The following is a 17,387-nucleotide window of genomic DNA, read 5'->3' as shown; positions in this document are numbered from 1 at the left end:
GATGTTGGCGGAGTCGATGTCGACAGCCGACTTCTCGATGGGCGCGTACCGCGTCGTGCCTCGCCGCGCCCATCACGTCCACGCTCCCGCCGTGGTGTCCTTCTCCCCCGCAATCTCGAGTCAACGACGCGTGGCTCGGGGAGGAGCGTAAAGGCACCGGGAGATGGTGACCTCGGTCGTGCGGGCGGTCAGCCGGCGTCTCGTTGCCGCGTGCACGCTGGAGAACTCATTCGGTAGGCCGAGCGGGACATTGGTCCCGCCCGGCCGGGCACGAGTCCTCTGACCTGTGCTTCGACGCGGGCGCAGGCTGCTTGGTATGGAACCGCAGCTACCCCGCATCGCCGTCATATACGCGACCGCCCAGGGTTCGACCTGCGAGATCGCCGAATTCATCGCCGAGAGCCTGAGGGCCCGCGGCGCCACCGTCGAATTGGCCGATGTCGAGCATGCCCCCGACTTGACGCGTTTCGATGCCGTGGTGCTCGGCAGCGCCGTACACGACATGGCCCTGCTGCCGAACGTCGACGGATACGTACATCACCACATCGAGGAACTGAACGCCGTGCCGGTGTGGCTCTTCAGCGTCGGCGCGGGACCGGCACTACGTGGGCCGATCGGCCGCAGGATCGCCGCACACGTGCCGAAAAAGATTGCCGCACTACGCGATACGATTCACCCCGTCGGGTACGCGGCGTTCGCCGGGCATTACGAACGAGTCGGGGTATCGCTCGCTGCCCGCACCCTGTACCGGCTGATGGGTGGCGGCCGTTACGGCGATCTGCGCGACTGGCACGCCATCATCGGCTGGACCACGTCCATCGCCCGCACCCTGCGGCTCCCGCAGCCCCTGTCGACACCGACCCATCCGTAACTCTCGTCTCCCGGGCACTCTGCGCCAGTGCGATGTCGGTGGTCCGATCGCCGCTGATCCGCTCGTACAGCCGGGCGATGAGTTCGGGATGTCCGGGGCTGCTGCCCGGTGCGGCGAGCGCGGCCGTCGCCGAAGCGATGCCCAGGCGCACCGCTTCGGCGAACCGCAGACCGTGGATGATGCCCACTGTCAGTCCACCTGCCAGAGCGTCACCGGCGCCGATTCCGCTGCAGACCGGTGTCGGGATCGCGGGGAAATACTCGTCCGAATCGGCCGTCACCGCCAGCGCACCGTCCGCGCCCAGGGAGACCACGACCAAGCGGGCGATTCCGTCCAGGATCAGCTCCCGCGCCGCGGCAACCTGCTCACTTCGACTGGTCAAGGAACATCCGACCCGATCACCGAGTTCACGCACGCTCGGCTTGAGCAAGTGCACACCGCGACGTACCTGCCGTAGCGCCTCGCCCGAGGTATCCAGCACCAGTGGCACGCCCGCGATCGCCATGCGGTCCGCGAGAACCTGATAGAAGTCCATCGGTACCCCAGGTGGCAGACTGCCGCTGGCCACGAGCACACGCGCCGACCCGGCGGCCTCCAGGACCGCTGCGAGAATCGATTCACGCTCGGCACCGCTCAGTTCGGGCCCCGGCAGGACGAAGCGGAACTGCTCCCCCGAGGTCCGGTCCGTGACTGCCAGACTCTCCCGGGTCGGCGCTGCGACAGGCACCGTCGACATCGGCACCCCGGCTTCGTGCACCAACTGTTCGAGCCGCTTGCCCGGATAGCCGCCCACCGGAAACATCGCAGTCGCCGACTCTCCCAGCGCCAGAACTGTCCGAGCGACATTGATCCCGCCACCGCCCGGATCGAACCGCGGTGTCTCACAACGCATCTTGTCCACCGGCAGTACCCGATCCACCCGAGTGCAGATATCGATGGCCGGATTCATCGTCAAGGTGAGGACCGCCATCGGCCGCTGCTCGACCTCGGGGGGCCGGATCGGAGAACCGGCGCCGGTCTGCATAAGGCAACTATCCACGGCCCCCGCGCACGGCAACCGATGCGAAAGACCCATGTCTCAGGGTCGTTCGTCGGATCCGGGTTCCGTATCGGGCTCACGGTGTGACAATTCCGCTCCGGCCCCGGACACCGGCTGGAGCCGCGTGCGCGAACAGTGGTGACCTTTGCCCCTCACACGCGCGGGAGGCTGCGCGCAGACTCGGAATCATCAGGGGCACCCCGCGCTCCGGTGACCCCGTACCTCCACGAATCGAGCCTCCTGTGACAGGTACAGAGATGGCGATGATCGACCGGGCGGGTTTGGACCGGCTGGTCGAGGTGTTGCGCGATGCCGGATTTCGCGTGATCGGCCCCCGGTTGCGGGACAGCGCCATCGTCCTGGACGAACTCGACTCCGGTGCACAGCTGCCCGGCGGCTGGGACGTCGAGGCCAGTCCGGGCCGCTATCGGGTGCACCGCCGTTCGGATGACGCGGTGTTCGCGCACTGCGCGGGCCCGGGTTCCTGGAAGGAGTTCATGCACCCGCCACACCGCAAGCTCGCCGATATCGGGCCGGACCTGAGCGTCGAACCCCCTTCCCGGACATCGGCGCCGCTGGCTTTCCTCGGCGTGCGCGGCTGCGACCTGGCCGCCCTGGGCATCCTGGAACATGTGCTCGGCGATGCCGCCTACCCGCAGGTGTCGACGCCGGATCGTCGCCCGTTCGTGGTCGCGGTCGAATGCGCGCACCCCAGCGGAGTGTGTTTCTGTGCCTCGATGGGCACCGGCCCCGCGGTCCGCTCCGGATTCGACCTGGCGCTGACCGAACTGGTCGACGCCGACGGCCACCGGTTCGTCGTCCGGGTAGGTTCCCCCGCCGGGGCCGAAACCCTCGCGGCGGTGGGCGCGAGCACACCCCCGGACACCGACGTCGAGCAGGCGCGGCAGCAGGTGGCGGCCGCGGCCGACCGGATGGGGCGCACCATGCCCGAGGTCGATCTGCGGAGCCTGCTCCGTGATTCGCAGGAGTCTCCGCATTGGGAGGATGTCGCCGGTCGGTGCCTGACGTGCGCCAACTGCACCATGGTCTGCCCGACATGTTTCTGCACGAGTGCCGAGGACGTCGCGGATCTCACCGGTGACCACGCCGAGCGCTGGCAGCGCTGGGCGTCCTGTTTCGAACCGGATTTCTCGTACCTGCACGGCGGCAGCGTCCGGCAATCGGGCGCCAGCCGATACCGCCAGTGGCTCACTCACAAGCTGAGCACCTGGTACGACCAGTTCGGCAGCTCCGGATGTGTCGGCTGCGGCCGCTGTATCGCGTGGTGCCCGGCCGGAATCGACCTGACCGCCGAGGTAGCCAGGCTCGCCGAACTCGATGCGGAAGCCGCCGATGACCAGTGTTGAGAAGTTGTCGGAGTTCCCCCGGCTCGCGAGTCTGCCCGACAGCGCGCTGTCGGTGTTGGCGGCCGCCGGGCAGGAAGTCGTCCTCGCGCCGGGGTTGGCGTTGATCACCGAAGGACAGGTGGCCGATCGTTGCTGGCTGATCCACAGCGGCCGGATCCTGTTGACCGCCTACGTCGTCGGCCGGGGCGATGTGCGAGTGCAGACACTCGGCCGGGGCGAGCTACTGGGCTGGTCGTGGCGGGTGGCGCCGTACCGGTGGCGGTTCAGCGCCCGGGTCGTGCAGCCGACGGCCGCGACCGAGTTCAGCGCGGCCGCGCTGAATCAACTCGCCGCCGTGGATCCGGAATTCGACCGGGCTTTGGGCGCAATGCTTTTCGAGGCACTGCTGGATCGGCTGCAGGCCACCCGCGCCCGGCTGCTGGACCTCTATCGCAATCCGGTCGATGCGAGTTCGGGCGCATCGTGACACTCGCGTCGCGCACCGGCTCGACCGCGGCACCGGGGCATCCTCTCGAAGGTGACGCCATGCTGCCGTACCGGGTCCTGGCTCGCTATCCGCAGAGCCCGGACACCGTCACACTGCTGCTGGAACCGGAACACCGTGCGGCGCGGCGCTTCCGGGCCGGTCAGTTCATGATGCTGTATCGCTGGGGAGTCGGCGAGATCGCGGTGTCCGTGAGCGGGGATCCCACCACGACCGGTGACCTGCTCGAGCACACCGTTCGCGCGGTCGGGGCGGTCAGCCGGGCGCTGCACGACTCCCCAGTCGGTGCCATGATCGGTGTCCGCGGACCGTTCGGCCGAGGCTGGCAACCGGATTCGGCGACCGGACACGATCTGGTCATCGTCGGCGGCGGCGTCGGGCTCGCGCCGTTGCGTCCGCTCGTGCTGGCCGTGCTCGCCGAGCGCGCCGACTACCGGCGCGTCATCCTGATCACCGGCGCCCGCACACCGGCAGATCTGCTCTTCCGCCACGATCAGGCCGACTGGTCCGCAACCGGCGCGATCGAGCTGTATCAGACCGTCGATCAACCGGCGCCGGAATGGACCGGGTCGGTCGGATTCGTCACCGAACCCCTGGCCCAGCTGCGCTTGGACCCGCAGCACACCACCGCGTTCCTGTGCGGTCCCGAGCCGATGCTGCGCTTCTGCGCGCACACGTTGCAGCGCAATGGAATCGCGGCCGGCGACATCCGCGTGTCCTTGGAGCGCAACATGCAGTGCGGCGTCGCCCGATGCGGCCACTGCCAGCTGGGTCCGCTGCTGCTGTGCCGCGATGGACCAATCGTGGACTACGCCGTCGCCGGACCACTGCTCGCCGTGCGGGAGCTGTGATGACCACCCCGACCCTCGCGGTGTGGAAGTTCACCTCCTGTGACGGCTGCCAGCTCACGCTGCTGGACTGCGAGGACGAACTGCTGACCCTGTCGAACCGAATCCACATCGCGCACTTCCTGGAGGCATCGAGCGCACCCGAACCGGGCCCCTACGACGTCTCTCTGGTCGAAGGGTCGATCTCGACGCCGGACGAACTGGGCAGGATCATCGAAATCCGGGAACAGTCACGGATACTCGTCGCGATCGGCGCGTGCGCCACGCACGGCGGCATCCAGGCGTTGCGCAACTTCGCGGACGTCACCGAATTCACCTCGCTGGTCTATGCCGACCCGCAGTACATCTCCACACTCGCGACCGCGACACCGATCTCGGCCCACGTCCACGTGGACTACGAACTGCGCGGCTGCCCCATCGACCGCCACCAGCTCGTGCGCGTTCTGGATGCCTTCCTGGCCGGTCGCGCACCGGATATCCCCGACTCCAGTGTCTGCACCGAATGCAAACGCCGCGGGACGACCTGTGTGACCGTCGCCGAGGGCATCCCGTGTCTGGGCCCGGTCACCCACGCGGGCTGCGGCGCCCTGTGCCCGGCATACCACCGCGGCTGCTACGGCTGCTTCGGGCCGATGACCAGACCGAATATCGGTGCGCTGCTTCCCATTCTGGAAGTCAACGGCATGCCGCCGCCCGACCGCGACCGGGTGTTCGAAACTGTCGCGGCGGCTGCGCCCGAATTCGCCCAGCGAAAGGTCCGATGACGCTCCGCGGTAGGCAATTACGGGTCGGCTCGCTGGCCCGGGTGGAAGGCGAGGGCGCACTGCGTATCACTGTCCGGGACGGCCAGGTCGAGCGCGCGGAACTGAACATCTACGAGCCGCCCCGCTTCTTCGAGGCGTTCCTGCGTGGCCGCGGCTACACCGAACCGCCCGACATCACCGCACGCATCTGCGGAATCTGCCCGGTGGCCTATCAGACCAGCGCCTGCAACGCGCTCGAACAGCTCTGCGGCGTCGAGCTCGACCCACCACTGGCCCAGCTCCGGCGACTGCTGTACTGCGGTGAGTGGATCGCCAGCCACAGCCTGCACATCTTCCTGCTCCATCTGCCCGATTTTCTCGGCTACCCCGACGCATTGTCACTCGCCAGGGACCACCGCGAACTGGTCGAACAAGGTTTGGCGCTGAAGAAGGCGGGCAACGCGATACTCGAACTCCTCGGAGGGCGCCCGATCCATCCGGTCAACGTTCGCGTCGGCGGCTTCTACGCGATACCGTCTCTCGCCGACCTGCACAAGCTCGCCGAACAGCTCTGCGGCGCAAGGGCTCTCGCCGTCGGCCTTGCCCGCTGGATCGGCCGTCTCGAGTTCCCGGACCTGGAACTGGACCACGAGCTGCTGGCCGCCACAGACCAGCGCGGGTACGCCATCGAATCGGGAGAGGTCCACACCAGCTCGGGAATTCGCTTCCCGCCGGAGGAATTCTCCGCCCACGTGCGCGAACATCAGGTGCCGCACTCCACCGCACTGCAAGCCACCCTCGACCGAAGCCGGTACCTGACCGGCCCGCTGGCCCGGTACACCCTGAACTCGAACCGGCTCTCGCCCTCGGCACGCCAGCTCGCCACGGAGATCGGTCTGGATACAACGTGCCGCAATCCGTTCAGGAGCATCCTGGTGCGCGCGGTCGAGGTCGCCTACGCCTGCGAGGAGGCGATACGCCTCATCGCCGACTTCGAAACCCCTTCGCGCGCTTGGGTTCCGATCACTCCTCGGGCGGGAATCGGGCACGGGGTGAGCGAAGCGCCGCGCGGACTGCTGTACCACCGGTACGACATCGACGCCGCGGGTTCGATTCGCGCGGCCACCATCGTGCCACCGACCGCCCAGAACCAGGCTGTGATCGAGGACGATCTGCGTCGGACCGTCTCCGAGCACCTCGACCTGGACGACGACGCGCTCACCGGCCTGTGTGAACGCACCATCCGGAACTACGACCCCTGCATCTCCTGCTCGGCGCACTTCCTCGACCTCGAAATGCGACGTCGATGACCGGGCGGCGTGCGGTTGTCGTGGGGATCGGAAACGAATACCGTCACGACGACGGGATCGGTCCGCGCGTCGCCGAGACTCTCGCGCGGCTGGCCCTGCCCGAGGTGGTGGTGACTGTCTGCGACGGCGAGCCCACCGACCTCATCGATATCTGGACCGGCGCCGACCTCGCGGTAGTCGTCGATGCGGCGCTGTGCCGACCGAGCCACCCCGGCCGGATCCATCGAACCACCGTCGAATCCCTCTCGAGCGTCGCGGCAACCAGTTCCCATGCACTCGGCCTGCGGGATGCGATCACACTGGCCGGGCAACTCGGCAGACTTCCCGGCGAACTGGTCGTCATCATCGTGGAGGCAGCGCGAATGGACCTCGGAATCGGCCTCTCGCCGTCAGTGGCATCGGCGGTGCCGGAGGTCGTCGACACCGTCCTGGATTTCCTCGGCGCCCGGGTCCGGCATCATCCGGCCGTCAGCGCAGATCGCGACGACGGAAGCGGACTGTCCCGGTCGTGAGCAGCGCCGCCGCGAGCACTGGGTTCCCGACGTGCCCAGTCGCATTCACACGCCGTACAGCGCCGCGACCTCCGTGGCGAAATCGCGCAGCACGATATTGCGCTTGAGTTTCAGCGACGGCGTGAGATATCCGTTGGCTTCTGTGAGATCGGCGTGCAGTATGCGGAATTTGCGTACCGCCTCGGCATGGGAAACCGCCTCGTTGCCGTCATCGATGGCGGCCTGGATCTCGGCCAGCAGATCCACGTCCGTGGTCAGGTCGTCGACGGTGGCGTCGGTGGGTTTGCCGTGCAACTGCTTCCAGGTGGGGAAGTTCTCCACGTCGACGGTCACCAGACAGCCGACGAACGGTTTGCCGTCACCGACGACGATCACCTCGCCGACGATGCCGTGGGCCCGGATGCGATCCTCGATCACCGCGGGAGCGACGTTCTTACCAGCGGCGGTGACGATGATTTCCTTCTTGCGCCCGACGATGGTGAGGTACCCGTCGTCGTCGAGGGCACCGAGGTCACCGGTGGCGAACCAGCCGTCCCGGAATGCTCCGGCGGTGGCGCCGGGATTGTTCCAGTACCCGGTGAACACGTTCGGTCCCCGGAGCAGGATCTCGCCGTCGTCGTCGATGCGGACCGAGGATCCAGGTAGCGGTTGGCCGACGGAACCGATCTTCGGGCGGTCGTCCGGATTGAACGTGGCTGCCCCACAGGTCTCGGTCAGGCCGTAGCCCTCGAGCACGGTGAACCCGATCCCGCGGTAGAAGTGGCCGAGCCGTTCACCCAGCGGCGCGCCGCCGGACAAGGCGTGCGTTGCGCGGCCGCCGAGCGCGGCACGCAGACGGCGGTAGACCAGAAGGTCGAAAAACGCGTGCCGCAGGCGCAGCGGCATCGGGACCCGGCCGCTGTCCCGGGCGCGGCTGTAAGCGATGGCAGTCGTGGCCGCGGCGTCGAAGATCCCGGCACGACCAGCGAGTTGAGCTCGGCTTCGGGCGGTGTTGTAGACCTTCTCGAACACGCGCGGAACACCCAGGATCAGCGTCGGACGAAATGTCTCCAGTTCGGCCATGACGTTCGTGACATCACCGACATGAGCGATGCGGACCGGGGCGAACGCCGCCGCGACCTCGACGATCCGGCCGAGCACATGTGCCAGTGGCAGGAACAGCAGGACCGACGATTCGCCGGTGTGGAAGAGACCCGGCATGCGAGCGGTGATGTTGCCCAATTCGGCCAGAAAGTTGCGATGGGTCAACTGGCACCCCTTGGGCCGACCGGTGGTCCCCGAGGTGTACACGATCGTCGCCAGTGCATCGGCCGTGACGGCTTTCCGGCGGTCGAGCACGGTTGCGTCGGTGACGCCGGAGCCGTCCTGTGTCAGGGTGGCAATAGCGCCCGCGTCGATCTGCCAGATATGCGTCAGCTTGGGCAACTGATCGCGCAGACCGTCGACCACAGTGGTGTGGCGATCGGCCTCGGTGAAGATCGCGACCGCCCCGGAATCCGAGACGATCCACCGCACCTGTTCGGCTGAGGAGGTCTCGTACACCGGCACTGTGACCGCCCCCGCACACCAGATCGCGAAATCCAGCAGCGTCCATTCGTACCGGGTGCGGGAAATGATGGCCACCCGATCACCGAGCTGAATGCCATTGGCAATCAACCCTTTCGCGACCGCCGCTACCTCGGTGAGGAACTCGACGGCGGTCACGTCCTGCCAACGGCCGTCCACCTTGCGGCTGATCACCGCGAGATCCGGAAATCTCTCGACATTGCGTTCGATCAAATCGGTGAGATTCCCGTCGGGCGGGACGCGATACAGAGCTGGTACGCCGAATTCCTGCATGGCCGTTCCTCGAGTAATGGCGCCGAACGGGACGTCCGGCGTGGGGAGAGCATCGCCTATTCGAGTGTGACCTGGATTACATGCTCTGGCCACAGGCGTTGACAACCCCGGATGAGGACCAAAGCCCCCACTTGCGACAAATACCCAAATGCCCCGCCGGCACTGTCCGATGGCTCTGTCGGCCGTGTCGACCACAGATCAGCATCGAGTAATGGCCGACAAACCAGGAATTTCCAGGGGGACATCCGCGGTGCGCGATGCGCTTCGGGTAGTGAACAAGTATGTGACCAACCCGGTCATGATGACCGTGGCGGGCCGCGAACACTGGTACGCGGGAGTGGTGCGGCACACCGGCCGACGTTCCGGAAAAACCTATGCCACGCCCGTCGTCGTGGAACAGGTACCGGATGGGGTCATCATTCCGCTGCCGTACGGCACGCGGGTCGATTGGCTCCGCAATGTGCTCCACTCGGGCGGAGCCACCATCCAGGTCCGCGGCCGCACACTCGATGCGATCGAACCCGCGATCATCACCGCCGAGAAAGCAGAACCGCAGCTGTCCCCCCCAGCATCGACGCACCCTCCACCGATTCAGGGTCGACAGATACCTCGAATTGCATACTCGGTCGAGCCGGTCCTCCTAGCCGCGCGATGCTGAATATGGATCGCCCAGCCCAGCGGAATCAATGGTGAACGCTCAGTGGCAGAAGCGTATGCGTTACCGGTGGTGCCCACTGGACGGTTCCGATTCCGCCGTCGAGGATTCAGCTGTGTCCTATCACGGTGCGGAGTGGAGGCCTATCGACCTTCGAGCCGGGGACCACCGCATCTGCCGCCACGATCTCCCGAGAATCGATGCTGGAGAAAAAGTCCGCGGAGGTGGTTTCGATGCTGTTCCACGACCGCCACGATGCCGGTCGGCAACTCGCGACACGACTGGAGTTTCTGCGCGGTGAGGATGTCGTCGTGCTCGGCCTGCCACGGGGCGGAGTGCCGGTCGCATTCGAGGTCGCCCGCGCACTCGGCACTCCACTGGAGGTGATCGTGGTGCGCAAGCTGGGTCTCCCCTTCCAACCCGAGCTGGCATTCGGGGCGATCGGGGAGGACGGGGTACGCGTTGTCAACGACCGCATCGTGCGACATGCTGGGCTCGACGACGAGGCCATCGCCGCCATCGAGTATCAAGAGCGCCGGGAGTTGTCCCGCCGTATCGATGTGCTTCGGCGGCGGCGTCCGCAGACCCCGCTCGCCGGGCGCACCGCGGTTATCGTCGACGACGGCATCGCCACCGGCGCCACCGCCCGAGCCGCATGCCAGGCGGCTCGCGCGCACGGGGCCCAGCGCGTGGTGCTGGCCGTCCCGGTCGCCGCCCGCGACGCGCTTGCCGCGCTGGACAATGCGGCCGATCAGATCGTCTGTCTGGACGCGCGGAACTGGTTCTTCGCCATCGGGCAGGCCTACCACGACTTCCGCCACATCACCGACGATGAGGTGACCGCTGTCCTGGCCCACGCCACCGCGGATCGTCCACTCCCCGAGAAGACGCCCATCGACCCGCCGTTACGCGACGAGCAGGTGCGAGTGAACGCGGGAGGCGCCGACCTGGCAGGGCGCCTCATAATTCCCGAAAACCCCTGTGGGATAGTCATATTCGTCCACGGTAGCGGCAGCAGCCGACACAGCCCGCGCAACCGCTACGTCGCCACCGAATTGAACAAGGCCGGACTGGGCACACTGCTGTTCGACCTACTCACATCCGATGAGGAAATCCACCGCGCCAACGTCTTCGACATCGAACTGCTCACACGACGGCTGATCGCGATCACCCGATGGATCGCCGGCCAGCAGGATGCCGCCGGACTCCCGGTCGGATATTTCGGCGCCAGCACAGGCGCGGCGGCCGCATTACGCGCCGCCGCCGACCCTCGAGTCGACATCGCCGCGGTGGTCTCACGCGGTGGGCAGCCCGATCTCGCAGATACCGCGCTGGGCGACGTACGCTCCCCCGTCCTGCTCATCGTCGGCGGCGACGACCCCACGGTGCTCGAGCTGAATCGCTATGCGCAGCGATCGATGTCGTGCGAGACCCGGCTCGCGGTGGTGCCCGGCGCAACCCACCTGTTCGCCGAACCCGGTGCCCTCGAAACGGTAGCCGAACTCGCCCAGCAATGGTTCATCGAGCACCTCTCGGCCGTGAGGAACCCGCCGAACCGTCGAACCACGATCGAAAAGTAGCGCGATGGTGCCGCATACCCCCTCGCCCTTCCTGCTGTGGGCAGGACCCGGACAGTGGTCACTCGACCACACCCTGCTCCGACGCGCGCGGTGACCAACGGCGGGCAGTGCGATGACACGCATCCCCGGCAAACGCGGGACGACCGAGCGCGACGACGTTCATCAGCTGGTCTCGGCGAAAGTGGTCGTCGGCGTCGACGGATCCGCTGGGGCGGACAACGCCCTGCGGTGGGCCGCCCACTACGCGGATACACACGATCGAGGACTGCACATCGTGCATGGCATGAACACCTCGGGCACCACCTGGCCCCGCGGTGCGCACGCGGCGGGTAGCAGCGAGGTGCTCGATGAAGCGCGCGCGAACGGCGAGTTCATCATCGGCCGAGCCAGACAGCTGGCCGGTGTGGTGGCCCCGAACCTCCCGGTCACGACCGAACTGCTGACCGACAACGCAGCCAACCTGCTCATCACGCGCAGCGCCGCCGCATTCGCGATGGTGATCGGTGCCACCGGGTCGGCGGGGATCCTCGCCCACCTCGGTTCGACACTGCTCTCGGTCGTCGCACACGCCCACGGCACCGTCATCGTGGTCCGCACCGACCCCGCCGCCGGTGACACCATCCGAAGCTCCGGACCGGTCGTGGTCGGCGTCGACGGCGGGCCACTCAGCGATGCCGCCGTCGTGGCGGCCTTCGCCGAGGCCGCCCAGCGCAACACCGACCTGGTCGCCATTCACGTGTGGAACGACCAGAACTTCGGCCACTACGCCGGATATGACACGCTCCGAATGCCCGACGGCGACCCGGGCGAAGCCGAAAGCGCCGTCCTGGCCGAGCGCCTCGCGGGCTGGCAGGAGAAATTCCCGGACGTCCCGGTGATGCGTGCGTCGTACGCATACGCACCCGCAATACACCTACAGACGTGGTCGGAGTCCGCGCAGCTGATGGTCCTCGGCAGCCGGGGCCGCGGCGGCTTCGCCGGGATGCTGTTCGGCTCCACGGTCAATTCACTCGTCCAACACGCACACTGCCCCGTCATGGTCGTACACCCGTAACGCCGATACACCGGCTCGCTGACCGGCCCTTGCAGTGTGTGGGAACAGACCTTCGCCTCTGTCGAGGATCCCGCTGTCGGCCGACGATGAGATCGACGAACGGGCGTTCGGCATCTTCTCGAGGAAGGATGCGCCATGACCACGGCTCGGCAGATCATGCACGTCGGCGTGGAGACAATCTCCGCACAGACCTCGCTCGCCGAGGCCGCGCGGCGAATGCGCGATCGGAACGTCGGCGCCCTGCCGGTGTGCGATTCGGACGGCAACCCGGTCGGTATGGTCACCGACCGCGACATCATCATCGAATGCATAGCCACCGGCCAGGACCCGCGGCACGCCACAACCGGCATGCTCGCAGGCCGGAAACTCATCGCAGTCAGCGGTGACACCGATGTCGGCGACGTACTGGCCACAATGCAGACCCACCGAATTCGTCGACTCCCGGTCATCGACGGTAACGAGCTGGTCGGCATCATCAGCGAGGCAGACCTGTCCCGCGGGCTGCGTGAACAACAGGTCGGCGAATTCGTCGAAGCGGTGTGCGCGCCATAGTCACTCCCGCGAACGCTCGAACCGCTGGAAGATGCCACGGTGAGAGCGTCGCGGATCCACCGGCAGGGGAAGGGGAACCGATCCTGATGACCGAGCGTTCCGCGCCGCTGTCCGGCGTCACCTATCACAAGCTCACTCCCTCGGACGCGACCGCCGTCCAGGACCTGTACGGATCGCTCGATGAACATGACGGCTACTACCGGTTCTTCGGACCATTCCCGGCGAATCTGGAACCGATCGCCGCCCAGATCGCCACACAGGACTCGACCCACTGCGCCGTGGGCGCATTTCTGCAGGGCCGGCTGATCGGCGCGGCGAACTATGTCGTACTCGAGGACGCCCGGCGCGCCGAGGTGGCCTTGGTCGTGGCCCATCACGACCAACACTCGGGTGTGGGAACAACGCTTCTGGGTCACCTCACCGACGACGCCCGCATGAACGGAATCGAGCAGTTCGTCGCCGAAATAATGTCCACGAACTCGAAAATGATGGAATTGCTGATGGATATCGACATTCCGATGCGACTTCAGCGACACGACAACATCATTCAGGCCGTATTCGAGCTCTCACCGGCCACCTCGACCGATTGATGCTTCAGCGTCCATGACCGCAGCCTCCTGCACTCGGCACCGGCCAGGGCCACGAGTCGGCAACAGCCGACTGTCCCGGACAGGGATTCACTGGCGGGTGCGAGTCGGCTCCGCCCCAGGACCTTGGACCCCGTTGTAGCGGCATCCGGGTCGACCGTCGGACAGCTTCGCCACTCCCCGTCGCGGGACTTCCGTCGACGGTGCGGCGACCGACGTCCCTATCTCATATCTCGCGGGCCGGGACAGGGTGAGGGGTGGGGACGATGACGGGACGGCAGGAGGTCACGATGAGCCGACAGGCCAGCGCGCCCCCGCCAGGCGATCGACCGGCCTCGCCCTCGCCACCCGATCGCCCGGGATGGCGGTCCTTCGTGCTTCCCGTAGCCGTCCTGCTCGTGGCCGTGGCGTTCGGGATATGGCTGGGCGTTCTGGACCGACCACGACCGACCCCGACCACCCTGAACTACAGCGATTTCCTGTCCGACGTCAACGCCCGCCAGGTCAAGACCATCACCTTGGAATCCTCCGGGCGCGCTGCGGGCACGTTGACCAACGGACACGATTACACCACCGTGATCCCCACCCAGGCCGGTTCCGAGCTGCTGGGCAGATTGGAAAAGGCCGGGGTCGCGATGACCGCGACGCCGCCCGCGAACACCACCTCAGGCTGGTCGCAGGTGCTGATGTGGCTGATGATCCTGGTGCCTTTCCTGCTGCTGGCCTGGTGGTTTCAGCACCTCGGGCGCGGTACCGGGAGTCGGCTGGAAGGTGCGATGGGGGTGGGAAAGTCCAAGGCGAAAGTGTTCGACAGTGAACGGCCCGACACCACATTCGCCGATGTGGCCGGTTATTCCGGCGCGAAGGCCGAGATCAGCGAGGTCGTCGATTTCCTGCGTGCCCCCGAGCGATACCGCCTGGCAGGCGCGGTCGCCCCGCGCGGGGTGCTGATGATCGGCCCGCCCGGCACCGGCAAGACCCTGCTCGCGCGTGCGGTGGCCGGTGAAGCGGACGTGCCGTTCCTGTCGGTCGCCGGGTCCAGCTTCGTGGAGATGTTCGTCGGCGTCGGCGCCGCCCGGGTGCGAGACCTGTTCGCGGAGGCCCGCAAGCGAGCTCCGGCCATCGTGTTCGTCGACGAGGTGGACGCGATCGGATCACGCCGTGGCAGGTCCACCTCGATGGTGGCCAGTGACGAGCGTGAGCAGACCCTCAACCAATTGCTCTCGGAGATGGACGGTTTCGACCCCGCGGTGGGCATCGTCGTCCTGGCGGCGACCAATCGGCCCGAGGTGCTCGATCCCGCGCTGCTGCGGCCGGGACGGTTCGACCGCCAGGTCACCATTCCGCTGCCGACCCTTGCCGAACGCGCTTCGATTCTGGCCGTGCACTGCCGCGCCAAACACCTCGCCTCTGATGTCGACCTGCAGGTGGTGGCCCGTAGCACCCCGGGATTTTCCGGAGCGGATCTGGCCAATCTCACGAACGAGGCCGCGATCTGCGCGGTGCGTGAGAACCGGTCCGTGATCCGGGCCCTGGATTTCGACGCCGCCCGCGACCGAATCCTGCTCGGCCGCCGCGAGGGATCGAATGTGCTGCTTCCCGGCGAGAAATACGCGGTGGCGGTCCATGAGAGCGGGCACGCGCTGATCGCGGCCCTCTCCGAGCATGCCGATCCGGTCGCCAAGGTGACCATCCTGCCCGCCGGGCAGACCCTCGGCACCACCGAACAACTGCCGCTGGTCGAGCGGCATCTCTACAGCGAGGGCTACCTCACCGACACCCTTACCGTGCGTCTCGGCGGCAGGGCGGCCGAACTCGTCGTGTTCGGCCACGGCTCCACCGGAGCCGGCAACGATCTGGCACAGGCCACCGAGCTGGCCACCAAGATGGTCCGCGAATTCGGGCTCTCGAGCGAGCTCGGCCCGGTCGGCTACCCGCAGGGCGGATCGGTGTTCCTCGGCGGCGGCGGAGCCGAACTGTCGAGCCGACCGTTCGCCGAGGCCACCCAGGCGACCATCGACATCGAAGTGGCCCGGCTGTTGCGCCAAGCCGAACACCGGGCCGTGGACCTGATCGAATCACACCACGACGCGCTCGAACGACTGATCGCCCTGCTCCTGGATCGCGAAACCGTCGGTGGCGAGGACGTGTACGCCCTGGTCGGGACCGCCGCCGCGGCCGATCGCTCGGGAACAGCGCCCGCGGCAACCGTCGCCCCACATCGCGCTGCGGCGCTCCCATCCGGCCGCGCGGCGCACAATCCGTCCGATCGAACCACCGACGGCGCCGCCGAGCCACACGGCGCCGAGGTCGTACTGAGCCCTGGACGCGAACAACCGCGTGCATGAAGGCGTCGTACTGAGCCCTGGACGCGAACAACCGCGTGCATGAAGGCGCTGTGCGGCAGATCGAAGCCGAGATCCCGGTGCTGCTCGCCCACCCCGTGGCCGACGACCATGAAAGGGCCCATCTGCCCTGGCGCACCACATCGGCGCGGCGGAGCATCGGCAGCATGGAGCTCAGCACGGTTCCCATCGACAAACCCGAGGACCTCGATGTCGTCGTCGGGCAGTCGCATTTCATCAAAACCGTCGAGGACCTGCACGAGGCGCTCGTGGGCACCGGCCCGCAACTGCGCTTCGGGCTGGCGTTCTGCGAAGCGTCCGGGCCGCGCCTGGTTCGGCACTCCGGCAACGACCCCGACCTGGTCGACCTGGCGACCCGCAACGCACTGGCCATCGGCGCCGGTCACTGCTTCGTGGTGTTCCTGCGCGAGGGTCACCCCGTGAACGTGCTCAACGCGATCCGCCACGTTCCCGAGGTGTGCACGATCTTCTGCGCCACAGCCAATCCCGTCCAGATCGTGATCGCCGAGAACGACCTCGGGCGCGGCATCATCGGCGTCATCGACGGTCCCCCGCCGCTGGGCGTGGAAACCACGGCCGACCAGCAGGATCGCAGAGAACTGTTACGCCGCATCGGCTACAAGCTCTAGCCCGGCAATCCGACATTCCCCGCGCACGGGGACCTCCGGCCCTACAGCCACACTCGGTCGCGGCCGATGCTGACAGACATGTCCCACTCGAACGACCCCTTCGCATCCACCGTGCACACCGCGCATCACTGGCTCAATACCGTCGCCCAGGCGATCGGCACCGAAGATCGTCATTTCGCTTATCGGGTACTACGCGCGTGGCTGCATGCTGTCCGCGACCGCATCGGATTATCCGGTTCGGCGCATCTCACAGCACAGCTACCGGAATTGCTTCGCGGCCTCTACTACGAGGGCTGGGTCCCGGTTCATTCCGCGGATCACCACACCGCGAGCTTCGTGCACCAGTTCGCCCACGAAGCCGGCGTGCCGCCGCAGGAGGTGCCCGCCTTGGCGAGCGCGGTGACCGATGCCCTGACCGATCTGTTCTCCCCCGGGCAACTCGGTCACGTGTTCGCGGTGCTTCCGGTCCACCTGTGTGGTCTCCTGTGCGGCACAACGGCTCATCTGCCAACCCGGGAAACCGTCCGGCCGAGCGAATACACCGAGCTCGAGCACCGACTCAGGGTGCTCGGCGACGCGGTCGCGGAACTGTCGCGCGGGCTGATGGAATCGCCCGCGGACGAACGCGGAAGCCGGCACCAGTCGGTCGCTGCTCAGCACGCACACAACATGCTCATCTCCGAAGGACTCCTGAACGCTCCGGGCGGCGCCGTGCACGCGTGAGCGAGGTCGAGCGTGCGTAAATTGTTGCAGCGCAGACGAACCCGACTACGCTCCGTCTTGTTCGACTCGGATCACCGTTGACCCGACAGCACCCCTCGGGCGGCGTCCCAACAGAGTGCACGTCGTGCTCGCACTGACCGGCCCGCAGGTTGGCACGCGCCGTCGAGCCTCTTGTCGAGTTACTCGTGCCGACTGTGCGTGTCGCGTTGACCGACGCGCGTCCGGTTC

16 protein-coding genes are annotated in these 17,387 nt (G+C 67.1%); 14 read left to right on the top strand and 2 right to left on the bottom strand.

What is annotated here, in order from left to right; all coding sequences use genetic code 11:
- Positions 1 to 316 precede the first annotated feature (316 nt).
- Complete coding sequence (locus tag K7711_RS13100; protein ID WP_222968992.1) at positions 317 to 871, top strand: flavodoxin domain-containing protein; 555 nt, start codon at positions 317 to 319, stop codon at positions 869 to 871.
- Here K7711_RS13100 and K7711_RS13095 read toward each other — a convergent pair.
- Positions 798 to 1,895, bottom strand: coding sequence for a 1-phosphofructokinase family hexose kinase (locus tag K7711_RS13095; RefSeq protein WP_235747030.1), 1,098 nt, complete (start codon positions 1,893 to 1,895; stop codon positions 798 to 800). The genes K7711_RS13100 and K7711_RS13095 overlap by 74 nt on opposite strands.
- A gap of 272 nt (positions 1,896 to 2,167) precedes the next feature.
- Here K7711_RS13095 and K7711_RS13090 point away from each other — a divergent pair, with 272 nt between their 5' ends.
- The 6 genes from K7711_RS13090 to K7711_RS13065 are packed head-to-tail and all read left to right on the top strand — an operon-like array spanning position 2,168 to position 7,174.
- Positions 2,168 to 3,277, top strand: coding sequence for a 4Fe-4S dicluster domain-containing protein (locus tag K7711_RS13090; RefSeq protein ID WP_222968990.1), 1,110 nt, complete (start codon positions 2,168 to 2,170; stop codon positions 3,275 to 3,277).
- A complete protein-coding gene (locus K7711_RS13085; protein ID WP_222968988.1) occupies positions 3,264 to 3,743 on the top strand; it encodes a Crp/Fnr family transcriptional regulator in 480 nt (159 codons plus the stop codon). The genes K7711_RS13090 and K7711_RS13085 overlap by 14 nt, the downstream gene beginning before the upstream one ends.
- A gap of 59 nt (positions 3,744 to 3,802) precedes the next feature.
- The gene (locus K7711_RS13080) at positions 3,803 to 4,612 is read left to right on the top strand and encodes an FAD/NAD(P)-binding protein (RefSeq protein WP_222968986.1); all 810 of its coding nucleotides are present in this window, start codon (positions 3,803 to 3,805) and stop codon (positions 4,610 to 4,612) included.
- Positions 4,612 to 5,373: an NADH-quinone oxidoreductase subunit B family protein gene (locus tag K7711_RS13075; RefSeq protein ID WP_222968984.1), complete on the top strand. Its 762-nt coding sequence runs from the start codon at positions 4,612 to 4,614 to the stop codon at positions 5,371 to 5,373. The genes K7711_RS13080 and K7711_RS13075 overlap by 1 nt, the downstream gene beginning before the upstream one ends.
- Complete coding sequence (locus tag K7711_RS13070; RefSeq protein WP_222968982.1) at positions 5,370 to 6,662, top strand: Ni/Fe hydrogenase subunit alpha; 1,293 nt, start codon at positions 5,370 to 5,372, stop codon at positions 6,660 to 6,662. The genes K7711_RS13075 and K7711_RS13070 overlap by 4 nt, the downstream gene beginning before the upstream one ends.
- Positions 6,659 to 7,174 (top strand): hydrogenase maturation protease, encoded by a 516-nt coding sequence (locus K7711_RS13065; protein WP_222968980.1) that lies wholly within the window; start codon positions 6,659 to 6,661, stop codon positions 7,172 to 7,174. The genes K7711_RS13070 and K7711_RS13065 overlap by 4 nt, the downstream gene beginning before the upstream one ends.
- Positions 7,175 to 7,219: 45 nt before the next feature.
- Here K7711_RS13065 and K7711_RS13060 read toward each other — a convergent pair whose 3' ends face one another.
- Positions 7,220 to 9,013, bottom strand: coding sequence for an AMP-dependent synthetase/ligase (locus tag K7711_RS13060; protein ID WP_222968978.1), 1,794 nt, complete (start codon positions 9,011 to 9,013; stop codon positions 7,220 to 7,222).
- Between the two features lie 888 nt (positions 9,014 to 9,901).
- Here K7711_RS13060 and K7711_RS13055 point away from each other — a divergent pair.
- The 7 genes from K7711_RS13055 (at position 9,902) to K7711_RS13025 (ending at position 17,159) form a co-directional block, all read left to right on the top strand.
- Positions 9,902 to 11,248 (top strand): phosphoribosyltransferase family protein, encoded by a 1,347-nt coding sequence (locus tag K7711_RS13055; protein WP_222968976.1) that lies wholly within the window; start codon positions 9,902 to 9,904, stop codon positions 11,246 to 11,248.
- 112 nt (positions 11,249 to 11,360) lie between these two features.
- Positions 11,361 to 12,302, top strand: coding sequence for a universal stress protein (locus K7711_RS13050; RefSeq protein ID WP_222968974.1), 942 nt, complete (start codon positions 11,361 to 11,363; stop codon positions 12,300 to 12,302).
- 135 nt (positions 12,303 to 12,437) lie between these two features.
- Entirely contained in the window at positions 12,438 to 12,854 is a 417-nt protein-coding gene (locus K7711_RS13045) for a CBS domain-containing protein (protein ID WP_222968972.1), read from the top strand.
- A gap of 86 nt (positions 12,855 to 12,940) precedes the next feature.
- Complete coding sequence (locus tag K7711_RS13040) at positions 12,941 to 13,444, top strand: GNAT family N-acetyltransferase (RefSeq protein ID WP_222968970.1); 504 nt, start codon at positions 12,941 to 12,943, stop codon at positions 13,442 to 13,444.
- Between the two features lie 263 nt (positions 13,445 to 13,707).
- The gene (gene ftsH, locus K7711_RS13035) at positions 13,708 to 15,789 is read left to right on the top strand and encodes an ATP-dependent zinc metalloprotease FtsH (RefSeq protein WP_235747029.1); all 2,082 of its coding nucleotides are present in this window, start codon (positions 13,708 to 13,710) and stop codon (positions 15,787 to 15,789) included.
- Positions 15,790 to 15,953: 164 nt separating this feature from the next.
- The gene (locus K7711_RS13030) at positions 15,954 to 16,436 is read left to right on the top strand and encodes an adenosine-specific kinase (protein WP_040822327.1); all 483 of its coding nucleotides are present in this window, start codon (positions 15,954 to 15,956) and stop codon (positions 16,434 to 16,436) included.
- 78 nt (positions 16,437 to 16,514) lie between these two features.
- Positions 16,515 to 17,159: a DUF2267 domain-containing protein gene (locus K7711_RS13025; RefSeq protein WP_235747028.1), complete on the top strand. Its 645-nt coding sequence runs from the start codon at positions 16,515 to 16,517 to the stop codon at positions 17,157 to 17,159.
- Positions 17,160 to 17,387: the final 228 nt, after the last annotated feature.

This window comes from Nocardia coffeae (assembly GCF_019890715.1).
Classification (GTDB): domain Bacteria; phylum Actinomycetota; class Actinomycetes; order Mycobacteriales; family Mycobacteriaceae; genus Nocardia; species Nocardia jiangxiensis.
This window is presented reverse-complemented; position numbering and strand designations above follow the sequence as displayed.